Consider the following 18,495-nt stretch of genomic DNA (forward strand, 5'->3'; position numbering starts at 1 on the left):
GCGATGCGGAGAGGCGCGGTCAGATCGCATAATCGGCGACCGCCCCTTCAGGATCAAAGCCATCAGGACGCGGTCGCCGCTTTGGCGGGGCGTTATCTCGTATTCTCGCCCGCGGCCGCCTTCTCGATCAGGTCCGCGATCGCCTTGGGCTGCGAGACATACACCGCGTGGCTTCCCTTGACCTCGACGGTGACGCTTCCGGCCCGCTTCGCCATGAAGCGCTCGAAGTCGGGATCGATCTTTTTGTCCTCGGTCGCAACGGCATACCAGCTCGGCTTGGACCTCCATGCGGCATCCTTGACGATCGCACCCAACGCCTTCTCGCTCACGGGGACCTGCGACAGGGCCATGAAATCCGCATCCGCCTGCGGAAGGTCCGCCGCGAAATCGTGGTGGAAGCTTTCTTGATTGATCGTCAGAAAGCCGTCGCTGCTCTTCACCACATTGTTGCTCGATGGTGGAAACTTGCTCCGGACCTCCGCGATATTCTCGTTCGCATCATGTGCCAAAGCTGCGACATACACCAGTGCCTGCACTTCGGGCACGTTTCCCGCCTGCGTGATCACAATGCCCCCGTAGCTGTGGCCGACCAAGACGACCGGCCCCCCCGCCTGCTTGATAGCTCGCCTCGTGGCCGCGACATCGTCTTCCAACGATGTCTCAGGCTCCTGCACGACGGTCACCCTATAGCCATCGCGCGATAGGATATCGGAGACGGCCCTCCAGCCCGAGCCGTCCGCAAAGGCTCCATGGACCAGCACCACGTTCTTGACCGGCTGGGCGGCGTGAGCCGGCCCGAAAGACGAACCAAGGCCGATGACGATGGCCGCGACAGACAACAGACTTTTCATGAGACTTCCCTTTTCAGATGTGGACTGGCTATAGCGAGGCTTTGAGATCGAGAAGAACGGTCGGGATCAGTTCGGAAACGGTCGGGTGGATCGGCACCGCCCAGCGGAGCGTATCGATGGACTGATCGGCGTTCATCATGTCGAGGATCCCGTGGATCGCCTCATCGCCGCCAGTGCCGAGGATCGCTGCGCCGAGGATGCGTCGCGTGTCCGCATCGGCCACGACCTTCATGAAGCCGTGCGTCTCGCCCTTTTCGACCGCGCGACCGACGCGGGTCATCGGGCGCTTCGCATGCAGAAGCCGACGACCGCTTCGGGCGGCCTCCGCCTCGGTCATTCCGATCCGGCCGAGCGGCGGATCGATGTACAGCGCATAGCCGGTGAGGCGCCCGCTCACCTTGCGATTCTCGCCATCCAGCAGGTTGGCCGCGACGATCTCGAAATCATTGTAAGCGGTGTGCGTGAACGCGCCCCGACCGTTGCAGTCGCCCATTGCGTAGACGCCGGCGACATTGGTCTGCAATTCGTCGTCCACGATGATGTAGCCGCGCGCGTCAGTCTCGATCCCGGCGTGGTCGAGCCCCAGGTCATCGGTGTTGGGCCGTCGTCCGACCGCCATCAGCACGTGGCTTCCGATCACCGGCGAGCTGTCCTTTTCGCAGTCGACGGATACTGCGACGCCGTTCTCGTGCTTGGCGAAGCCGATGCAATCCGCACCGGTACGGACGGTGATCCCTTCGTATTCAAGGATCGCGCGCACCTCTTCCGAAATATCCGGATCCTCGCGCGCGATCAGCCGATTCATGCGCTCGACGATCGTGACCTCCGCACCGAAGCGGCGGTACATCTGCGCAAATTCGAGGCCGATATAGCTGCCGCCGATCACAACGAGATGCTGCGGCAACTCGTCGAGCGCGACCATGTCGGTATTGGTGAGCACCGCTACATCCTGGACGCCCGGCATATCGGGCACCACCGCGCGGCCGCCGACATTGATGAAGATGCGCGGCGCAGTCAGTTGCTCGCCATTCACCTCGACGCTCTTCGTAACGGTGAAGCGAGCATGCCCGCGGATGAGCTCGACGTTCCGCATGGCGGCCAGCCAGTTTTCGTTGGACGCCCGAGAATCCAAGATGACCTTTCGGGCTCTGGCTGCGACAGAGGGCATGTCGATCTCCACCGCGCCACCGACCTTGAACCCATAGTCTTCTCCGCGCCGGGCCGTGTGCGCGGCATAAGCGCTCGCGACCAACGTCTTGGTCGGCTTGCAACCTGTGTTGACGCAGGTCCCGCCCACGAGATGGCGCTCGATGATCGCCACCTTCATGCCGGCATCGTTCAGCCGGCCGGCAAGCGAAGGACCTGCCTGCCCCGCACCAATGATGATCGCATCGAAATCGCGCTCGTTCATTGTCTATGCTCCGTTCTATGGGCTGTCGCCGCCCGTGCAGCGGGTTTCCGGTGATGTCGGGGCTTTGCCATCGATGCTCATCCCGATGTCTTCCAGCGCCGGCGCGAAGCCGGCGGAGCGCGACGGCTCCGCTAGCAGCCGTTCACCCCACAACGGCGTGCCAGCATCACGCGATGACGATGTGCACGTCAACATTGCCGCGGATGGCGTTAGAATAAGGGCAGATCTGATCGGCTTCTGCGACGAGCTGCTCCGCAGTCGTCCGCTCGACCCCCGGAAGGTTGGCCGAGAGCTGGACGACCAGGCCAAAGCCGCCCTGACCGTTCGGGCCGATCCCCACCGTCGCCGAAATCGACGAGTCGGCTGCAATGCCGATCTTTCTCTTGCGGCCCACCAGATTCAACGCGCTCAGGAAGCAGGCCGAATAGCCGGCCGCGAAGAGCTGCTCCGGATTGGTGCTCGGGCCGCCGCTGCCGCCAAGCTCCTTCGGCGTGCTCAGCTCCAGGTCGAAGGTCTGGTCTTCGGTATAGGCACGTCCATCACGACCGCCGGCTGCGGTGGCCGTCGTACGATACTTGGCTTCAATCGTCATAGCTGCTCCTTGGATCGGTAAGGGGATCGGTGTCATGCTTTGCCATGAGGCGTGAAAGGGTGGCTCCCGCCGCTTGAGGGACGCGGGCGGCAGCGCATGAAGACAGCCGCGCGGTGCCCGAAGAGGCGCTCGGACGCGCCGCCAAGGGAGGATAAAGGGAGGATACTTGCCGTGGCCTCAGTGTGCCGCGCGCGATGCCCCTCGCCGGGCCTCGCTGACGGTCAGCCAGATGGCCGAAACGAGGAAGTAGAAGGCGCCGAAGGCGGCATAGGGAGCGATGTCGGCGATGCCGACCGGTGTCGGGCCATACGCTATCTTGACCATGAAGATGCCTGCGAGGGCGGATTGCGCGCCGCTCAGGATCATTGCCCATTGCGCGCCATAGGATTTCCAGCGGCCGACGGCGGTGGCGAGTTGGAAGATGCCGGCAAAGCCGGCCCAGATGCCGAATACCAAGAGCACGCTTGCCATGCTGTCGCTCAGCGCGACGGCGACGGCAATGGCCGTGATAATGCTGACGACGAAGTTGAGGAGCTGCGACCTGTTACGGGTGATACCGCCGCTGCGCTGGGCGTCGACGAAGTTGGCGATCGCGTCCCAGGCCGGATAGCCGACCAACATAATCGCGGCGAACGGCGGGTGGTTCTTTGCAATGCCGAGGGCGACCAGCACCCAGGCTGTCGAAAACGCGAAGCGGGTGAAATAGTATATCTTGAGCCATTCTGAGGTCGACCAGGCAGAGGCATTGTCGATGTGAGTCACAAAACATCTCCACTTATTCAGACGTGTCCCGAACCTAGGGTTCACGGTGCGAGTTCGTTCGCGCTCGCTGCAGGGTCAGATATTGATCAAACAGCGATCGAGCCAATACTTTAGGTATTGGTGCCAAGACCTTTAGGGTATGAGAAGCGGCGCGGCCTGTTGTGTCAGCGCAGAGCGAACAGCCAAAAAGGTGACGGCGGGCCCATCGCCTCTTTAGCTGTTCCAGTTCAAGCGGGGTTCATGGCCGCGAAGATCGCCTCGTAACGTCCGTCTCGCTCGGCACAGCGTCGAGCATGGTCGCGCTCGAGGAGCACTTCGCCCCGAGGATGGTCTCCAGCTTCGAGCAACCGCATCACCGCTGCAACGTAATCCTCAACGGGCATAGCGCGCGGGTCTGAAGCCTGCTGGGCGCCGGTGATTTCGGTCCGCACATATGGCGGAGCAAGCTCCAGCACTTCGACCGGGACGTTGCGGAGCTGGTGGCGCAGCGATTGGAGCCACGAGTGGAGAAACGCCTTCGTTGCGCAGTAAGTTGGGAAGTCGGCGCGCGGAACGAACGCGAGCGCGGAACTCGTCGCCATGATGGCCGCATTTGGTTGATGCTTTAGGATCGGCAAGAGAGCGGCTGTAACCCTCAACACGCCCAGAATGTTGGTCTCCACCATGGCCTGTCCGGCCCGAGCATCCCAGCTCTCCGACATCATGTCCTCGGCCTGGGAAATGCCCGCATTGGCGATGAGAACATTTAGTTCCGGGAAGCGATCACGAACTTCGGACGTGAGATTTGCCAGCGCATCCACGTCATTGAGGTCGGCTTGCAGTCCGACCACTCCGGGATGGCGTTGCGTGATCTCATCAGCTTGGCGACGCCCGAGGACTATCACTCGGTTGCCACGCTCGTGAAAGGCTTCGGCCAAGCCGCGGCCGATCCCGCTTGTGCCGCCCGTGATCAGGATCGTATTGCCAGTAATTTTCATGGTTGCTACCTCTGGACCAGGAAGTTTGAACAGCAGAGAGGGCACGGCAACCACGAGAACCCTTGCAGCGAACAAGCGCAGAGGACGTCAGGCCCACAACAACATTGATCGTTGGCGGAACAGACGTTTGTGCACGAAAGATCGCAGAGCAGGAAAATATTGGCATACCGTCGCGCCTCCAGCGTCGAGATCTCCCTGCTGGGACCTACTCGACCGAGGACGCGTTGGATGACGGTAACGCCTACGGCAGCGCTAGCTTGCAGCTGCGGGCGGATTCATGTCGCTACCAGTCATTTTTGTCAAGCTTCGGGGTTTGTTTCCGAGGCGCCTGCTATTCCTCCGACAACCGGCGCTGCCCTCTCACCTAAGTTTTGTTAGGTGCTCTAATCCTGCTGGCATGATCGTTGCTAGCTAAGAGCTGGCCCGGAGCCCGAACGAGCGGCGACGAACGTTCGCGAAATGACAAGGCTTCAAACAAGCGGGAGGACAGGCATGACTGGACTTGGCGGCCTCAACAAATCGCCCAACGGCGTGGTGATCGGACTGGTGCAGCTGCAACTGCCGGTGGTTGCGACCAAGGCCGATCTGGCGCGGCAGACCGAGCGCATCGTCTGGATGGTCGGCAAGGCACGGCGCAATCTCGCCACCATGGACCTGGTCGTGTTTCCCGAATATTCGCTGCACGGGCTTTCGATGGATACCAATCCGGAGATCATGTGCCGGCTCGACGGGCCCGAAGTCGCGGCCTTCAGGCAGGCCTGCATCGACAACAGGATCTGGGGCTGTTTCTCCATCATGGAGTTCAACCCGCATGGCAATCCCTACAATTCAGGGCTGATCATCGACGATCACGGCGAGATCAAGCTGTACTACCGCAAATTCCATCCCTGGATTCCGGTCGAGCCGTGGGAGCCGGGCGACATCGGGATTCCCGTGATCGACGGGCCGAGGGGCGCGAAGATCGCACTGATCATCTGCCACGACGGCATGTTCCCGGAAATGGCGCGCGAATGTGCCTACAAGGGCGCCGAGATCATGATCCGCACCGCGGGCTACACCGCGCCGATCCGCGACAGCTGGCGCTTCACCAACCAGGCCAACGCGTTCCAGAACCTGATGGTGACGGCCAATGTCTGCATGTGCGGCTCGGACGGGTCGTTCGACTCGATGGGCGAAGGCATGTTCGTCAATTTCGACGGCAGCATCATCGCGCACGGCACCACGGGACGGGCCGACGAGATCATCACCGCCGAGGTGCGGCCCGACCTTGTGCGCGAGGCGCGGATCAACTGGGGCGTCGAGAACAACATCTATCAGCTCTGGCACCGCGGCTATGTCGCGGTGAAAGGCGGCGCGATGGATTGCCCCTACACTTTCATGCAGGACATGGTGTCCGGCCGCTTCCGCCTGCCCTGGGAAGATCAGGTCAAGATCACCGACGGCACGTCCTGCGGCTTTCCCGCACCGACACGGATGTTCGGCAAGACCGCAAAGGCGGCCGAGTAGCCGCCAGACGGGATGAGTTTTGGTTGACTCTCGCTCACCGTGATTTCGGCTCACCTCTCCCCGTCGGGGAGAGGTCGGATTGCTGCGGGCGATGCGAAAGCATCGTCCGATGCAATCCGGGTGAGGGCTCTTGCTCTTTCGATAGACCGTCACCCCTCACCCGATTTGCTGCGCAAATCGACCTCTCCCAAGGGAGAGGTGAACTTCCGATGCGGATGAATCTCGCCATGCTCTATTTGAACAAGTGCACGAGACCGATGCTCAAGCCCAAGAGCAGCATCAGCGACAGCGTGACCGCGGCCGTCACCCGGCCGCCAACGGTCGAGAGCACGCGCACGTCGACGCCGAGCCCGAGGGCGGCCATCGACACCACGGTGAGGATCGCGGCCGTCTTCGTCACCGGCGCGATCGCGATGTCGGGCACCAGCTGGAACGAGCGCAGCGCGGCCAGCACCAGGAAGCCGACGATGAACCAGGGCACCAGCTTGAACGGGCTGATCGCGGCGGCTTTCGCAGCACCTTTGCGCCGCCGCGCCACCAACAGCGAGAGGCCGACCACGATCGGGCCCAGCATCAGGACGCGCACCAGCTTCACCAGCGTGCCGATCTGAGTCGAGACGATGCCGGCCGGCACCGTCGCCGCCAGCACCTGCGGCACGGCATAGACCGTGAGCCCGGCGAGGATGCCGTATTGCGTCGCCGTCAGCTTCAACAATGGGATCAGCAGCGGCAGGCCGAGCACCATCAGCACGCCGAGAACGGCGGTGAACGAGATCGACGAGGCGATGTCGTCGCCATCGGCCTCGATCACCGGCGCCACCGCGGCGATCGCGGAATTGCCGCAGATCGAGTTGCCGCAGGCGATCAGGATCGCGAGCTTTGTCTTCAGCCCGAGCAGCCGGCTCAGGCCATAGCTCACCGCCAGCATGATCAGGACGGTCACCGCGATGGCGCCGATCAAGAGCCCGCCCGACGCCACGATCGCGGCAAAGCTGATCGAGGCGCCGAGCAGCATCACCGCGACCTCGAGCAACTGCTTGGCGCTGAACGCGATGCCCGAGCGCCAGCGCTCCGACGGCTCCCAGAGGGTGCGCACCGCCATGCCGAGCAGAATCGCGACCACCAGGGCCTCGATATAGGGATGGTCGAAAACGCGCTCCTCGGCGGCCTGGACGCCGAGCGAGATGACCGTGACCACCCCGCAGAGCAGAATGCCGGGAATGAGCCGGATGATGCGCGTCAGCGCGCCCTGCTTCTGCCCCTGGTCTTGTTGTTCCGGCACGAAATCCTCTTTTCAGAGAATATTTTATGCGTCAAAGCGGGCCTCTTGGCTAATATCTTTTCGGACTGCCCCGATAGAGAGAAGTTATGTCCCTCAACCTGCACCTGCTCCGCCTGTTCGCGGCCGTGGCGAGAACCGGAAGTTTCTCCCGCGCCGCCGACCTCCTGCACATCAGCCAGCCGGCGATCTCCAAGGGCGTGCGGGATTTCGAGCTGCAGGTCGGCTGCCGGCTGCTCGACCGCACCCCGAAGGGCGTCCGGCCGACCCGGGAGGGCGCGGCGCTGGCCCGCCATGCCGAGACGCTGTTCGCGGCCGAGCGCGCCGCCGAGGATGAATTGCAGGCGCTGCGCAACCTCGACAGCGGCTCGCTGCGGATCGGCGCCAGCACCACGATCGCGACCTACATGATCCCGGAATATCTCGGCGTGTTCCACCGCGCCTTTCCCGGCATCGATCTGCATGTCGTCAGCGCCAACACCAGCGATATTGCGGCGCTGATGCTGGGGCATGAGATCGAGATCGCGCTGGTCGAGGGGCCGGTCGAGGACGAGAACCTGACGAGCGAAGCCTGGCGCACCGACGTGATGGTGCTGATTACAGCGCCCGATCACCGCTTCGCGGCCGCCGCGGGCCCGATCGACGTCCGCCTGCTCAACAACGAGATCCTGATCGTGCGCGAGCCCGGCTCGGGCACCCGCGAGGTGGTCGCGCAGGCGCTCGCCGCCCACCGCGTCGAGCCGCAGCGGACGCTCGAGATCGGCAGCACCGAGGCGATCAAGCAGGCGGTGGCATCCGGCGTCGGCGTCGCCATCGTGTCGGTTGCAACCATCGACGATCAGGCGAGGCTCGGGAAACTGAAGGTGATCCCGATCAGGGGCGTCCATATCGAGCGCACGCTGTGGCAACTGAAATCGCCCGGCCGGCTCGACGTGCCGGCGGCGGTCGCGTTCGACCGGATCATTCGGGAGACGAAGGCCGCGAAGACGGCGGCGCGCATAGCGGCGGCTAAAGCGCGGTGAACAGACCCTGCGCCCAGGCAACGGCTCGCTCGAAGCTGAACACGCCGGGCTCGAAATAGACCGCGCGGGCCAGCACGATGCCGACCACCAGCACCCAGAACACGCTGGTGCCCGCGGTCTTCAGCCATTTCGACACGCCTTCGCTCGCAGCCGAAGAATCGACCGCGGGGACGGGCTCACCGAAGGGATCGAATGCGGATTGGCTCATCGTCGTGACCATCAGGAATGCCCTGACAATGTCGCGACGGCGGGGGCGGAAGCAAGGGTCGTGGAATGCCTTTTGCGAGGGTACCTTGGAAGGATGTTTTCCAGCCCGAAAGCCGGGGAGCATTTCCTTCTCAGCCCGCCAATCCGGCCTCAATGATCGGTGCCGCGCTGCGGCGCCAGGCGCGGCAGGGTGATCCGCACGCTGGTCCCCCTGCCCGTGGCGCTGTCGAGATGGATCTCGCCACCGAGCCGATTGGTGACGATGTTGTGCACGATGTGGAGCCCGAGCCCGATGCGGCCGATGTCGCGGCGGGTGGTGAAGAAGGGGTCGAAGGCCTGCCCCAGCACGTCGCGGTCCATCCCGCAGCCGTCGTCGGCGAACAGAATCTCCACCCGGTCCGCGCTGGACGCGCGCAGCCGGACCGTGATGGTGCCGCCCTTGCCGTCCGGAAAGGCATGCTCCGCCGCATTGACGAACAGATTGGTCAGCGCCTGGCCCCAGGGGCCGGGATAGCTGTTCATCGCCAGACCCGAGGGACAATCGACCTCGAGCGCGAGGTTGTTCTTCGGCAGCGCCGGACGCAGGTTCGACAGCACCTGGTCGGTCACCTCGCCGAGATCGAACGCGCTGCGGTCGAAATAGCTGCGGTCGACGGCCACCTGCTTGAATGATTGCACCAGATCCGCGGCACGCTTGAGGTTGCCGACCAATAGCGACGAGGCGCTTTCGACGACCTCGATGAAATCGCTCAGGGTCGATCGCTTCAGCTTGCCGCGGGCCGCTTCGGCCGCGAAGTCGGCGCATTTCTGCTCCAGCACCGAGGCGACGGTGAGGCTGGTGCCGACCGGGCTGTTGATCTCATGCGCGACGCCGGCCACCAGCCGGCCCAACGCCGCGAGCTTCTCCGCCTCGATCAGCGATGCCTGGGTCTCCTGCAGATGGTGCAAGGCCTTCTCGGCCGCGTCGCGCGCAGCGCGGATCTCGCGCTCGCTGCGCTTGCGATCGGTGATCTCTTCGGCCGCCACGTTGACGCCGACGATGTTGCCGTTCGGCCCGCGCTGCGGATGCCAATGCGTGATCCAGCAGCGCTCGTCATTGTGGCCCGGACGCTGGCCGTAGACCTCGACGCCGGTGACGGGCTCGCCGGTCTCCATGATCGAGCGCACGATGTCTTCGACCGCGGTGGCGAGCGCAGGCACGCAATCGTGCACCGTGCGTCCGAGATGGCCTTCGACCGAGATGCCGCAGATCTCGGTGAGGCGCTGGTTGATCTGGAGATAACGACAGTCGGGCGAGAGGTAGGCAAGACCGATCGGTGCAGTGTCATAGATCAGCTGCAGCGCCGGTTGCTTTGGGAACTGAACGTCCTGGACGACGGACGACCGCATGTCCTCCCCTCCCCAATCGGCGCAAGTCTAGCGCTTCAGCGCCAGGGCGCAATAAGCGGCAGCTGGGCCGGAAATGGTGATCTGACCTGTCCAGATTCGGCACGCCGGCGGTGCCTGCGGCGCGCTGACGCAAGGTCAGCCAGACGTCTTTTGCACTCAACTCCAGCACCGTCACCCTGAGGAGCCGCGAAGCGGCGTCTCGAAGGGCGACGGCCACCAGCCGGGCCGATTCATCCTTCGAGGCTCGCCTAGCGGCGCAATTGCGCCGCAAGGCTCGCACCTCAGGATGACGGTCCAGATGGCGTCGGCGCGGTCAGATCAGCTATTCACGGCACCGTGCGGACGAAAATTCTCGATCACGCGCAGCAGCACCCGCGCGCCGGTATCGGCGTCGGCGAGCTCGACATGCTCGGCCGGATTGTGGCTGATCCCGGCGCGGCAGCGCACGAAGATCATGCCGATGTCGGCGATGTCGACCATCGCCATGCCGTCATGTCCGGCGCCGCTCGGCAACTCGAACACGGCATGGCCTTCGGCGGCGACCGCCTCGGCGATCTGCGCTTTCAGCCACGGCGCGCAGGGCACGCTGCGGTTCTCATGGGTGATGTCGATCTGCAGGGCGAGTTCGCGGCGCTTGGCGATCGCCTCGATCTGCCGCACGATGTCGGCGACCGCGCGCTTGCGATGCATGTCGCTCTGCGAGCGGATGTCCATCGTGAACGACACCTTGCCGGGGATCACGTTGGTGGCGCCGGGCATCGCGTTGATATAGCCGACGGTGCCGACCAGGCCCTGTTCGTCGGACTTGCAGAACTGCTCGATCGCAACGATGCATTCGGCCGCACCCGCCAGCGCATCGCGCCGCAGCGGCATCGGCACGGTGCCGGCATGGCCGGCCATGCCGGTGAGACTGGCGGCGAGCCGCGTCGCGCCCGAGATCGCGGTGACGACGCCGATCGGCAGCGCCTTCTCTTCCAGCACGGGACCCTGCTCGATATGCAGCTCGACATAGCCGAGCAGCTCGCGGCGGGCGCGCGCCGCTCTGCCGATGTGATCGGGATCGAGCCCGAAGGCGATCAGCGCATCGCGCATGGTCGTGCCGGCGCGATCACGCGTGTTGAGCACGCTCTCGTCGAACGTGCCGGCCACCGCGCGGCTGCCGAGCAGGGTCGAGGCGAAACGCACGCCCTCCTCGTCGGCGAAGCCCACGATCTCGACCGCGAACGGCAGCCGCTTGCCGCGCCGGTTCAGATCGGCGACGCAGGCGATCGCGGTGACGACGCCGAGCGGGCCGTCCCAGCTGCCGGCGTCCCGCACGGTGTCGTAATGCGAGCCGAGCATCAGTGCCGGCAGGCCCGGCCGCTCGCCTTCGTAGCGGCCGCAGACATTGCCGATCGCATCGAGATGCACGGTCATGCCGGCCTCGCGCATCCAGGACAGGATGAGATCGGCGGCCTTGCGGTGCTCGGGCGTGAGGAAGATACGCGCCAGGTGCTCCGGCGTCTCGGAGATCGCCGCGAGCTGATTGATCCGGGCCACGATCTCGCCACCAAGAGGGGACGATTTCGAGGACGGTTGTGTCTCGCTCATGCTCTTTCCCATCAATCCAACCCGGCACCGCGGCCCGCTTCACTCGTAGCAGGCCCGGTCCGATTCACCAGCCGGCAAATCGGGCGCCGTGAGCTGGTCACAAGCGGGCTCGCATCGGCCGCCGGCCGGTTAGCGACTGCTTAACGGGATTGCATACAACGGCGATTGATCGCTTACAAAATAGGCAATTCGATCCTGAGTAGTTTCCAGGCAACCTGAAGTCGACAACCGTTCTCTTTCATATTCAGCCGCTTATGGAACCATGATCACAAAACGTGCTCTGGCACGAAGCTTGCGACACCTCGCTTAGGCTCCGCCGTTGCGGCGGCTGCGACAAGGACAGGCGGGCGGGCCCCGCCGGAGGGAGCAGGCGATGGATTTTGGCAGGATTTCACGAAGGCATTTATTGCAGGGAAGCGCGGCATTGGCGCTCGGCAGCACGCTCGGCATTCGCGGTGCGGCGGCGGCGGAAACCACGGTCGGCTTCATCTATGTCGGGTCGCGCGACGACTACGGCTACAACCAGGCCCACGCCCAAGGCGCGGCGGCGCTAAAGAAGCTGCCCGGCATCAAGGTGGTCGAGGAAGAGAAGGTGCCGGAGACGGATGCGGTCGAGAAGACCATCGAGTCCATGATCAACCTCGACGGCGCTTCGCTGCTGTTTCCGACCTCGTTCGGCTACTACAACCCGCACGTCGTCAAGATGGCGGGCAAGTTTCCGAAGATGCACTTCGAGCATTGCGGCGGCCTGTGGTCCGACAAGGACCCGAAGAACGCCGGCAGCTATTTCGGCTACATCGACGAGGCGCAATACATCTCCGGCATCGTCGCCGGCTATTCGACCAAGAGCGGCAAGCTCGGCTTCGTCGCCGCCAAGCCGATCCCGCAGGTGCTGCGCAACATCAACGCGTTCACGCTCGGCGCGCGCCTTGCCAATCCGAAGGCGACCACGCAGGTGATCTTCACCGGCGACTGGTCGATGCCGGTCAAGGAGGCCGAGGCGACCAACAGCCTGATCGACCAGGGCGTCGACGTGCTGACCTGCCATGTCGATGGACCGAAGACGATGGTCGAGAACGCCGCGCGCCGCGGCGCGATGGTGTGCGGCTATCACGTCAACCAGTCGCCGCTGGCGCCGAAGGCCTATCTCACCGGCGCCGAATGGAATTGGGAAGCGCTCTATCCGAAGTTCGTCAAGATGATCACCGCAGGCGAGGCGATCCCGAACTTCTATCGCGGCGGCCTGAAGGAAGAGATCGTCAAGGTCTCGCCCTATGGCGAGATGGTCTCGGCGGAAGCGCGCAAGCATGCCGACGACGTCAAGGCCAAGTTCATATCGGGCGAGTATACGATCTTCAAGGGTCCGATCGCCGACAACAAGGGCAAGACCGTGATCGCCGGCGGCACCGACCGCGGCCAGCAGGATCCCGAGCTCGAGAAGATGGACTATCTGGTCGAGGGCGTGATCGGAGCCACCGCGTGACGACCGAGGCGGCGGAATCGGTTGAGGCGGCCGGCGTTGCTCCGGCCGCCGATCCCGGCTTCCTCCAGCGCTACGGCGCCAGCATCGAGTACATCCTGATCCCGGGCGCGGCGCTGGTCGGCGCGCTCGCGGTGTTCGGCGGCTTCATTGCGCTCTACGGCAAGAACCCGCTCGACCTCTATTTCTACATGTATTATGGCGCGTTCGGCACCGCCTTTTCCTGGCAGAACACGCTGACCCGTGCGGCTCCGCTGATCCTGACCGCGCTGTGCACGGCGCTGCCGGCGCAGCTCGGCATGGTGATCATCGGCGGCGAAGGCGCGCTGTTGATCGGCGCACTGTCGGCGACCTCAGCCGCGCTGGCGTTGCAGGGCGCGGCGCCGATCGTGGTGCAGATCGCGATGGTGATCGCGGGCATGATCGGCGGCGGTCTGTGGATCGCGCTGTCCGGCGGCCTGCGGCAATATCGCGGGGTCAACGAGACGATCTCGAGCCTGCTGCTGGTCTATATCGCGCTTGCGATCCTCAACCATCTGGTCGAGGGGCCGATGCGCGATCCGGCGAGCCTCAACAAGCCGTCGACGCGCGAGATCGGCGCCGCCAACATGATCGGCAGCATTCCCGGCACCGACGTGCATTGGGGCCTGGTGTTCGGCCTGGTCGCAGCCGTCGCCGCCTACATCCTGATCTATCACACCACGTTCGGCTTCGCCGCGCGGGTGGCCGGCGGCAACATCCGCGCCGCGAAGATCGTCGGGCTTTCGGTCGGCAAGCTGATCATGACGGTCTGCTTCCTTGCCGGCAGCTGCGCCGGCCTCGCCGGCATGATCGAGGTTGCGGCCGTGCAGGGCCGCACCAATGCCAACCTCGCGGCGGGCTACGGCTTCACCGGCATCCTGGTCGCGTTCCTGGCGCGGCAGAATCCGCTCGCGATCATTCCGGTGGCGATCCTGCTCGGCGGCATCTCGGCCTCCGGCGGCCTGTTGCAGCGGCGGCTCGGCCTGCCCGATGCCTCCGTGCTGGTCCTGCAAGGCATCATCTTCGTGTTCGTGCTGGCAAGCGATGCGCTCTACGGGCGGATCGGCTTCCTGAAGGGAAAGTCCTGACATGGCGGATGCATCTCTCGGGCTCTGGACCGTTCCGCTCGCGGTGTTCGGCGGCGCCATCCGCGTCTCGACGCCGTTTCTGTTCGTCAGCCTCGGCGAGTGCATCACCGAGCGATCTGGCCGCATCAATCTCGGCCTCGAGGGCACGCTGGTGATGGGCGCGATGAGCGCCTACGGCATCTCCTATCTGTCCGGCTCGCCATGGCTCGGGGTGCTCGCGGCCGGCATCACCGGCGCGCTGTTCGGCGCGCTGCATGCCGGCATCTGTTCGCTGCCGCGGGTCAACGACATCGCGGTCGGCATCGCGCTGATGCTGCTCGGAACGGGTCTCGCGTTCTTCCTCGGCAAGCCGCTGATCGAGCCGACCGCGGCGCGCCTGCCGGCGATCGACTTCGGCTGGTGGAGCGACGTGCCGCAGATCCGCGCGGCGCTGCGCATCAACGCGCTGTTCCTGATCGGCGTCGCGATCGCACCGCTGCTCTATTGGGCGTTCAGGACCACGCGCTGGGGCCTCTTGATCCGCACCGCCGGCGAGAGCGCCGACGCGGCGCGCGCGATGGGCCATTCGGTCCTACTGATCCGGTTGCGCGCCACCATGGTCGGCGGCTTTCTCGCCGGCATCGGCGGCTCGTTCCTGTCGCTGTTCTACCCCGGCAGCTGGAACGAGGGCCTCTCCTCCGGACAAGGCATCACCGCGGTCGCGCTCGTCATCTTCGCGCGCTGGGACCCGATGCTGTGCCTGTGGGCCTCGCTTGCCTTCGGCGGCGCCGCAGCGCTCGGGCCGGCGCTGCAATCGGTCGGCATCACCTCCGGCTATCATCTGTTCAACGCCGCGCCCTACATCCTGACCTTGGCGATCATGATCATCACCTGCTCGCCGAAGCGCACGCTGACCGGCGCGCCGGCCGAACTGTCCATCACCCGATAGAGCCAGCGAGTTCAACATGCCCGAGCGCTATGTCAAATCCGAACCCTATGCCTGGCCCTACAACGGCGACCTGCGCCCGGACAACACCGCGCTCATCATCATCGACATGCAGACCGATTTCTGCGGTGTCGGCGGCTATGTCGACAAGATGGGCTATGATCTCTCGCTCACCCGCGCGCCGATCGAGCCGATCAAGAAGCTGCTCGCGGTGATGCGGGCGCAGGGTTTTCACATCATCCACACCCGCGAAGGCCACCGCCCTGACCTTGCCGACCTGCCCGCCAACAAGCGCTGGCGCTCGCGCCAGATCGGCGCCGGGATCGGCGACCCCGGCCCCTGCGGCCGCATCCTGGTGCGCGGCGAGCCCGGCTGGGACATCATTCCCGATCTGGCGCCGCTGCCGGGCGAACCGATCATCGACAAGCCGGGCAAGGGCTCGTTCTGCGCCACCGATCTCGAGCTGATGCTGCGGCTGCGCGGCATCGAGAACATCGTACTTACCGGCATCACCACCGATGTCTGCGTCCACACCACGATGCGCGAGGCCAACGACCGCGGCTTCGAATGCGTGCTAGTCGAGGATTGCTGCGGGGCGACCGACCGGAGCAACCACGACCACGCGCTGAAGATGATCAAGATGCAGGGCGGCGTGTTCGGCGCGGTGACCAGATCCACCGACCTGATCGGAGCGCTGTCGTGATCATCGGCGAGCCGCCCGCACCATCAGGCGCATTCGGCGTCGATGCCATCGCCGTGACGATGCGATTCGGCGATTTCACGGCGCTCGACAATGTCGAGCTCAAGGTGCGCCCCGGCTCGTTCCACGCTTTGCTCGGCGAGAACGGCGCGGGCAAGAGCACGCTCGTCAAATGCATCATGGGCTATTACCACGCCACCGAAGGCGACATCATGGTCGGCGGCCGCCAGCAGGCCATCGCCAATCCCAAGGACGCGCATGCGCTCGGGCTCGGCATGGTCTACCAGCATTTTACCCTGGTGCCGGCGATGACGGTCGCGGAGAACCTCGTCTTGGCGCGCGACGACGTGCCCGTCGTGGTCGATTGGCGCAAGGAAAAGACCGAGCTCGAGGCGTTCCTGGCGCGGATGCCGTTCAAGGTGCCGCTCGACGCCAAGGTCTCCGACATCTCCGCCGGCGAGCGGCAGAAATGCGAGATCCTCAAGCAGCTTTATCTGAAGCGCCGTTTCCTGATCCTCGACGAGCCGACCTCGGTGCTGACACCGGGCGAGGCCGACGAGGTGCTCGGCATGCTGCGCGCCATGGTGGTCGCGGGCGAGCTCACCATCCTGATGATCACGCACAAGTTCCGCGAGGTGATGGCGTTTGCCGATGACGTGACGATTCTGCGCCGCGGCAAGTTAGCCGGCACCGGACGGGTCGCGGATCTCACACCCGACGAAATGGCGCGCACCATGATCGGTGCCGAGCAGCTGACCGTGCAACCGCCGCGCACCGGCGAGACCGGCGCGGCCAGGCTCGAGCTCGACAAGCTCACCGCGCTTGACGATGCCGGCGCGGTCGCCGTGCATGGCGTGTCGTTGACGGTGAAGAGCGGCGAGATCGTCGGCATCGCCGGCGTCTCCGGCAACGGCCAGCGCCAGCTGGTCGAAGTCTTAGCCGGGCAGCGCGAGGCCGAGAGCGGCGCGATCCGCGTCCAGGGCGAAGCATATTCCGCAAGCCGCGAGGAGATGCGCCGCCACAGGATGTCGCTATTGCCGGAGGAGCCGTTGAAGAACGCCTGCGTCGGCGGCATGAGCGTCGCCGACAACATCGCGTTCCGCGAATTCGACCGCGCCCCGTTCGCGCGCGGCGGCTGGTGGCTCAATCGTTCGGCGTTCCGCGACGACGCGACGCGCAAGATCAACCGCTACAAGATCAAGACCCGCACGCCGGAGACGCCGATCGCGGCGCTGTCCGGCGGCAATGTGCAGCGCGCGGTGCTGGCGCGCGAGCTCTCGGGCGACGTCGAGGTGCTGGTCGCCGCCAATCCTTGCTTCGGGCTCGATTTCGCGGCGGTGGCGCAGATCCACGCCGAGATCATGGCCGCGCGCAACCGCGGCGCAGCGGTGCTGCTGGTCAGCGAGGACCTCGACGAACTGCTGGAATTGTCGGACCGGCTGGTCGTGATGTTCCACGGCGCCTTCGTGCACGAGGCCCGCGCCAGCGAGGCCGACCTCACCGAGATCGGCCGACACATGGCCGGGCATTAGACGAGGTCACCGATCAGTTCGGCGACGCCGCAGCCGGCTGCTGACGCGGCGGCGCACCGCGCAGAAAGCCCCGACCGAATCCGTCGGCCGCAGGTGCGAGGATCGCCCGATCCCGCGGCAGCGCGTCCGGCATCTCGTCGCGGATGAACGCCAGCAGCTTCTCGCGGATCTCGCAGCGCAGGTCCCAGGACTGCGGCGCATTGCGGGCACTGACCAGCGCGCGCAGTTCGATGGTGCGCGGATGGGTGTCGATCACCTGCAGATTGACCACCGCGCCGTCCCAGAGCCGCGACTCCTTGGCCACCTGCTCCAACCTCTTGCGGATCGCCGGCACGTCGGCGCTGTAGTCGACATGCAGCGCGATCGCGCCGATCAGCGACTGCGCGTCGCGCGTCCAGTTCTGAAACGGGCGCTCGATGAAATAGGACAGCGGCACCACCATGCGCCGCCAGTCCCACAGCCGGATCACGACATAGGTCGAGGCGATGTCCTCGACCCATCCCCACTCGTTCTCGATGATGACAGCGTCCTCAATCCGGATCGGCTGGGTGACGGCGATCTGCACGCCGGCGATCAGATTGCTGAGCAACGGTCTTGCCGCAAGACCGACGATCAGACCGGCGGCGCCGGCGGAGGCGAACAGGCTGACGCCATATTGCCGGACCGAATCGAACGTCATCAACGCAGTGGAGACCGCGATGATGACGATCAACGTATCGGTGACCCGCTTGAAGACGCGGACCTGGGTGACATGCTTGCGCGCTAGAAAATTCTCGGCAACGTCGAGGCGAAATCGGTCGAGATACCTTGCCGACGCCATGTCGACGGCGCGGATCGAAATCCAGCCGACCAGCGCAATCACGGCGACGCCGAAGAAATGGCTGAGCGTCTGCCGCAGCAGATCGTCGAGCGGTGCCAACGGCAGCACCAGTGCGACGGCGGCAAGACACAGTGCCAGCCGCGCGGGGCCAGCGGTCCTGTCGAGCAGTATCGGCGCGACCGCATTGTTCGATCCGACCATGCGATGGACGAGACGTTGCGCGACCGAATGGACGACAAGCGCAACGACGATTGCGCCCGTGATCAGGCCAAGGCCAACGACCCAATCCGGAACCCAGCGAAATGTGTGTTCCAATTCGGCTAAGAACGTCCGCATGAAACCC

17 protein-coding genes are annotated in these 18,495 nt (G+C 64.8%); 7 read left to right on the forward strand and 10 right to left on the reverse strand.

What is annotated here, in order from left to right:
- Positions 1-92: 92 nt before the first annotated feature.
- From ACVIW0_RS26815 to ACVIW0_RS26835, 5 genes are all read right to left on the reverse strand, one after another.
- Complete coding sequence (locus ACVIW0_RS26815; protein ID WP_461355084.1) at positions 93-851, reverse strand: alpha/beta fold hydrolase; 759 nt, start codon at positions 849-851, stop codon at positions 93-95.
- A 28-nt stretch (positions 852-879) separates the two neighbouring features.
- Positions 880-2,262: an FAD-containing oxidoreductase gene (locus tag ACVIW0_RS26820; protein WP_461355085.1), complete on the reverse strand. Its 1,383-nt coding sequence runs from the start codon at positions 2,260-2,262 to the stop codon at positions 880-882.
- Positions 2,263-2,428: 166 nt separating this feature from the next.
- Positions 2,429-2,854, reverse strand: a complete 426-nt coding sequence (locus ACVIW0_RS26825) for an organic hydroperoxide resistance protein (protein WP_461355086.1) — start codon at positions 2,852-2,854, stop codon at positions 2,429-2,431.
- A 177-nt stretch (positions 2,855-3,031) separates the two neighbouring features.
- Complete coding sequence (locus tag ACVIW0_RS26830; protein WP_461355087.1) at positions 3,032-3,526, reverse strand: DUF308 domain-containing protein; 495 nt, start codon at positions 3,524-3,526, stop codon at positions 3,032-3,034.
- Between the two features lie 317 nt (positions 3,527-3,843).
- Positions 3,844-4,593 carry an SDR family oxidoreductase gene (locus ACVIW0_RS26835; protein WP_461355088.1) on the reverse strand — a complete coding sequence of 250 codons (750 nt, stop codon included), beginning with the start codon at positions 4,591-4,593 and terminating at the stop codon, positions 3,844-3,846.
- Between the two features lie 492 nt (positions 4,594-5,085).
- Here ACVIW0_RS26835 and ACVIW0_RS26840 point away from each other — a divergent pair, with 492 nt between their 5' ends.
- Entirely contained in the window at positions 5,086-6,099 is a 1,014-nt protein-coding gene (locus tag ACVIW0_RS26840; RefSeq protein ID WP_461355089.1) for a formamidase, read from the forward strand.
- Between the two features lie 232 nt (positions 6,100-6,331).
- Here the strand turns inward: ACVIW0_RS26840 and ACVIW0_RS26845 are convergent, their stop codons facing one another.
- Positions 6,332-7,381, reverse strand: a complete 1,050-nt coding sequence (locus ACVIW0_RS26845; protein WP_461355090.1) for a YeiH family protein — start codon at positions 7,379-7,381, stop codon at positions 6,332-6,334.
- An 86-nt stretch (positions 7,382-7,467) separates the two neighbouring features.
- Here ACVIW0_RS26845 and ACVIW0_RS26850 point away from each other — a divergent pair, with 86 nt between their 5' ends.
- Positions 7,468-8,400 (forward strand): LysR substrate-binding domain-containing protein, encoded by a 933-nt coding sequence (locus tag ACVIW0_RS26850; protein ID WP_461355091.1) that lies wholly within the window; start codon positions 7,468-7,470, stop codon positions 8,398-8,400.
- Here ACVIW0_RS26850 and ACVIW0_RS26855 read toward each other — a convergent pair.
- The 3 genes from ACVIW0_RS26855 to ACVIW0_RS26865 form a co-directional block, all read right to left on the reverse strand.
- Positions 8,387-8,608: a hypothetical protein gene (locus ACVIW0_RS26855; protein ID WP_461355092.1), complete on the reverse strand. Its 222-nt coding sequence runs from the start codon at positions 8,606-8,608 to the stop codon at positions 8,387-8,389. The genes ACVIW0_RS26850 and ACVIW0_RS26855 overlap by 14 nt on opposite strands.
- Before the next feature lie 149 nt (positions 8,609-8,757).
- Positions 8,758-9,996, reverse strand: a complete 1,239-nt coding sequence (locus tag ACVIW0_RS26860) for an ATP-binding protein (protein WP_461355093.1) — start codon at positions 9,994-9,996, stop codon at positions 8,758-8,760.
- A gap of 318 nt (positions 9,997-10,314) precedes the next feature.
- The gene (locus tag ACVIW0_RS26865) at positions 10,315-11,586 is read right to left on the reverse strand and encodes an allantoate amidohydrolase (protein WP_461355094.1); all 1,272 of its coding nucleotides are present in this window, start codon (positions 11,584-11,586) and stop codon (positions 10,315-10,317) included.
- A 373-nt stretch (positions 11,587-11,959) separates the two neighbouring features.
- Between ACVIW0_RS26865 and ACVIW0_RS26870 the strand changes: the two genes are divergently transcribed.
- From ACVIW0_RS26870 to ACVIW0_RS26890, 5 genes are read left to right on the forward strand one after another with little or no spacing between them, the layout of a single operon-like run.
- A complete protein-coding gene (locus ACVIW0_RS26870; RefSeq protein ID WP_461355095.1) occupies positions 11,960-13,069 on the forward strand; it encodes a BMP family ABC transporter substrate-binding protein in 1,110 nt (369 codons plus the stop codon).
- Positions 13,066-14,175, forward strand: a complete 1,110-nt coding sequence (locus ACVIW0_RS26875) for an ABC transporter permease (protein WP_461355096.1) — start codon at positions 13,066-13,068, stop codon at positions 14,173-14,175. Before ACVIW0_RS26870 ends, ACVIW0_RS26875 begins: the two co-directional genes overlap by 4 nt.
- A 1-nt stretch (position 14,176) precedes the next feature.
- Positions 14,177-15,103: an ABC transporter permease gene (locus ACVIW0_RS26880; protein ID WP_461355097.1), complete on the forward strand. Its 927-nt coding sequence runs from the start codon at positions 14,177-14,179 to the stop codon at positions 15,101-15,103.
- 16 nt (positions 15,104-15,119) lie between these two features.
- On the forward strand, positions 15,120-15,803 hold the full coding sequence (gene biuH, locus ACVIW0_RS26885) for a biuret amidohydrolase (RefSeq protein ID WP_461355098.1): 684 nt from the start codon (positions 15,120-15,122) through the stop codon (positions 15,801-15,803).
- Positions 15,800-17,332: an ABC transporter ATP-binding protein gene (locus ACVIW0_RS26890; RefSeq protein ID WP_461355099.1), complete on the forward strand. Its 1,533-nt coding sequence runs from the start codon at positions 15,800-15,802 to the stop codon at positions 17,330-17,332. The genes biuH and ACVIW0_RS26890 overlap by 4 nt, the downstream gene beginning before the upstream one ends.
- A 13-nt stretch (positions 17,333-17,345) precedes the next feature.
- Here ACVIW0_RS26890 and ACVIW0_RS26895 read toward each other — a convergent pair whose 3' ends face one another.
- Positions 17,346-18,488 carry a mechanosensitive ion channel family protein gene (locus ACVIW0_RS26895; RefSeq protein WP_461355100.1) on the reverse strand — a complete coding sequence of 381 codons (1,143 nt, stop codon included), beginning with the start codon at positions 18,486-18,488 and terminating at the stop codon, positions 17,346-17,348.
- Positions 18,489-18,495: the final 7 nt, after the last annotated feature.

The organism is Bradyrhizobium sp. USDA 4454 (assembly GCF_054822705.1).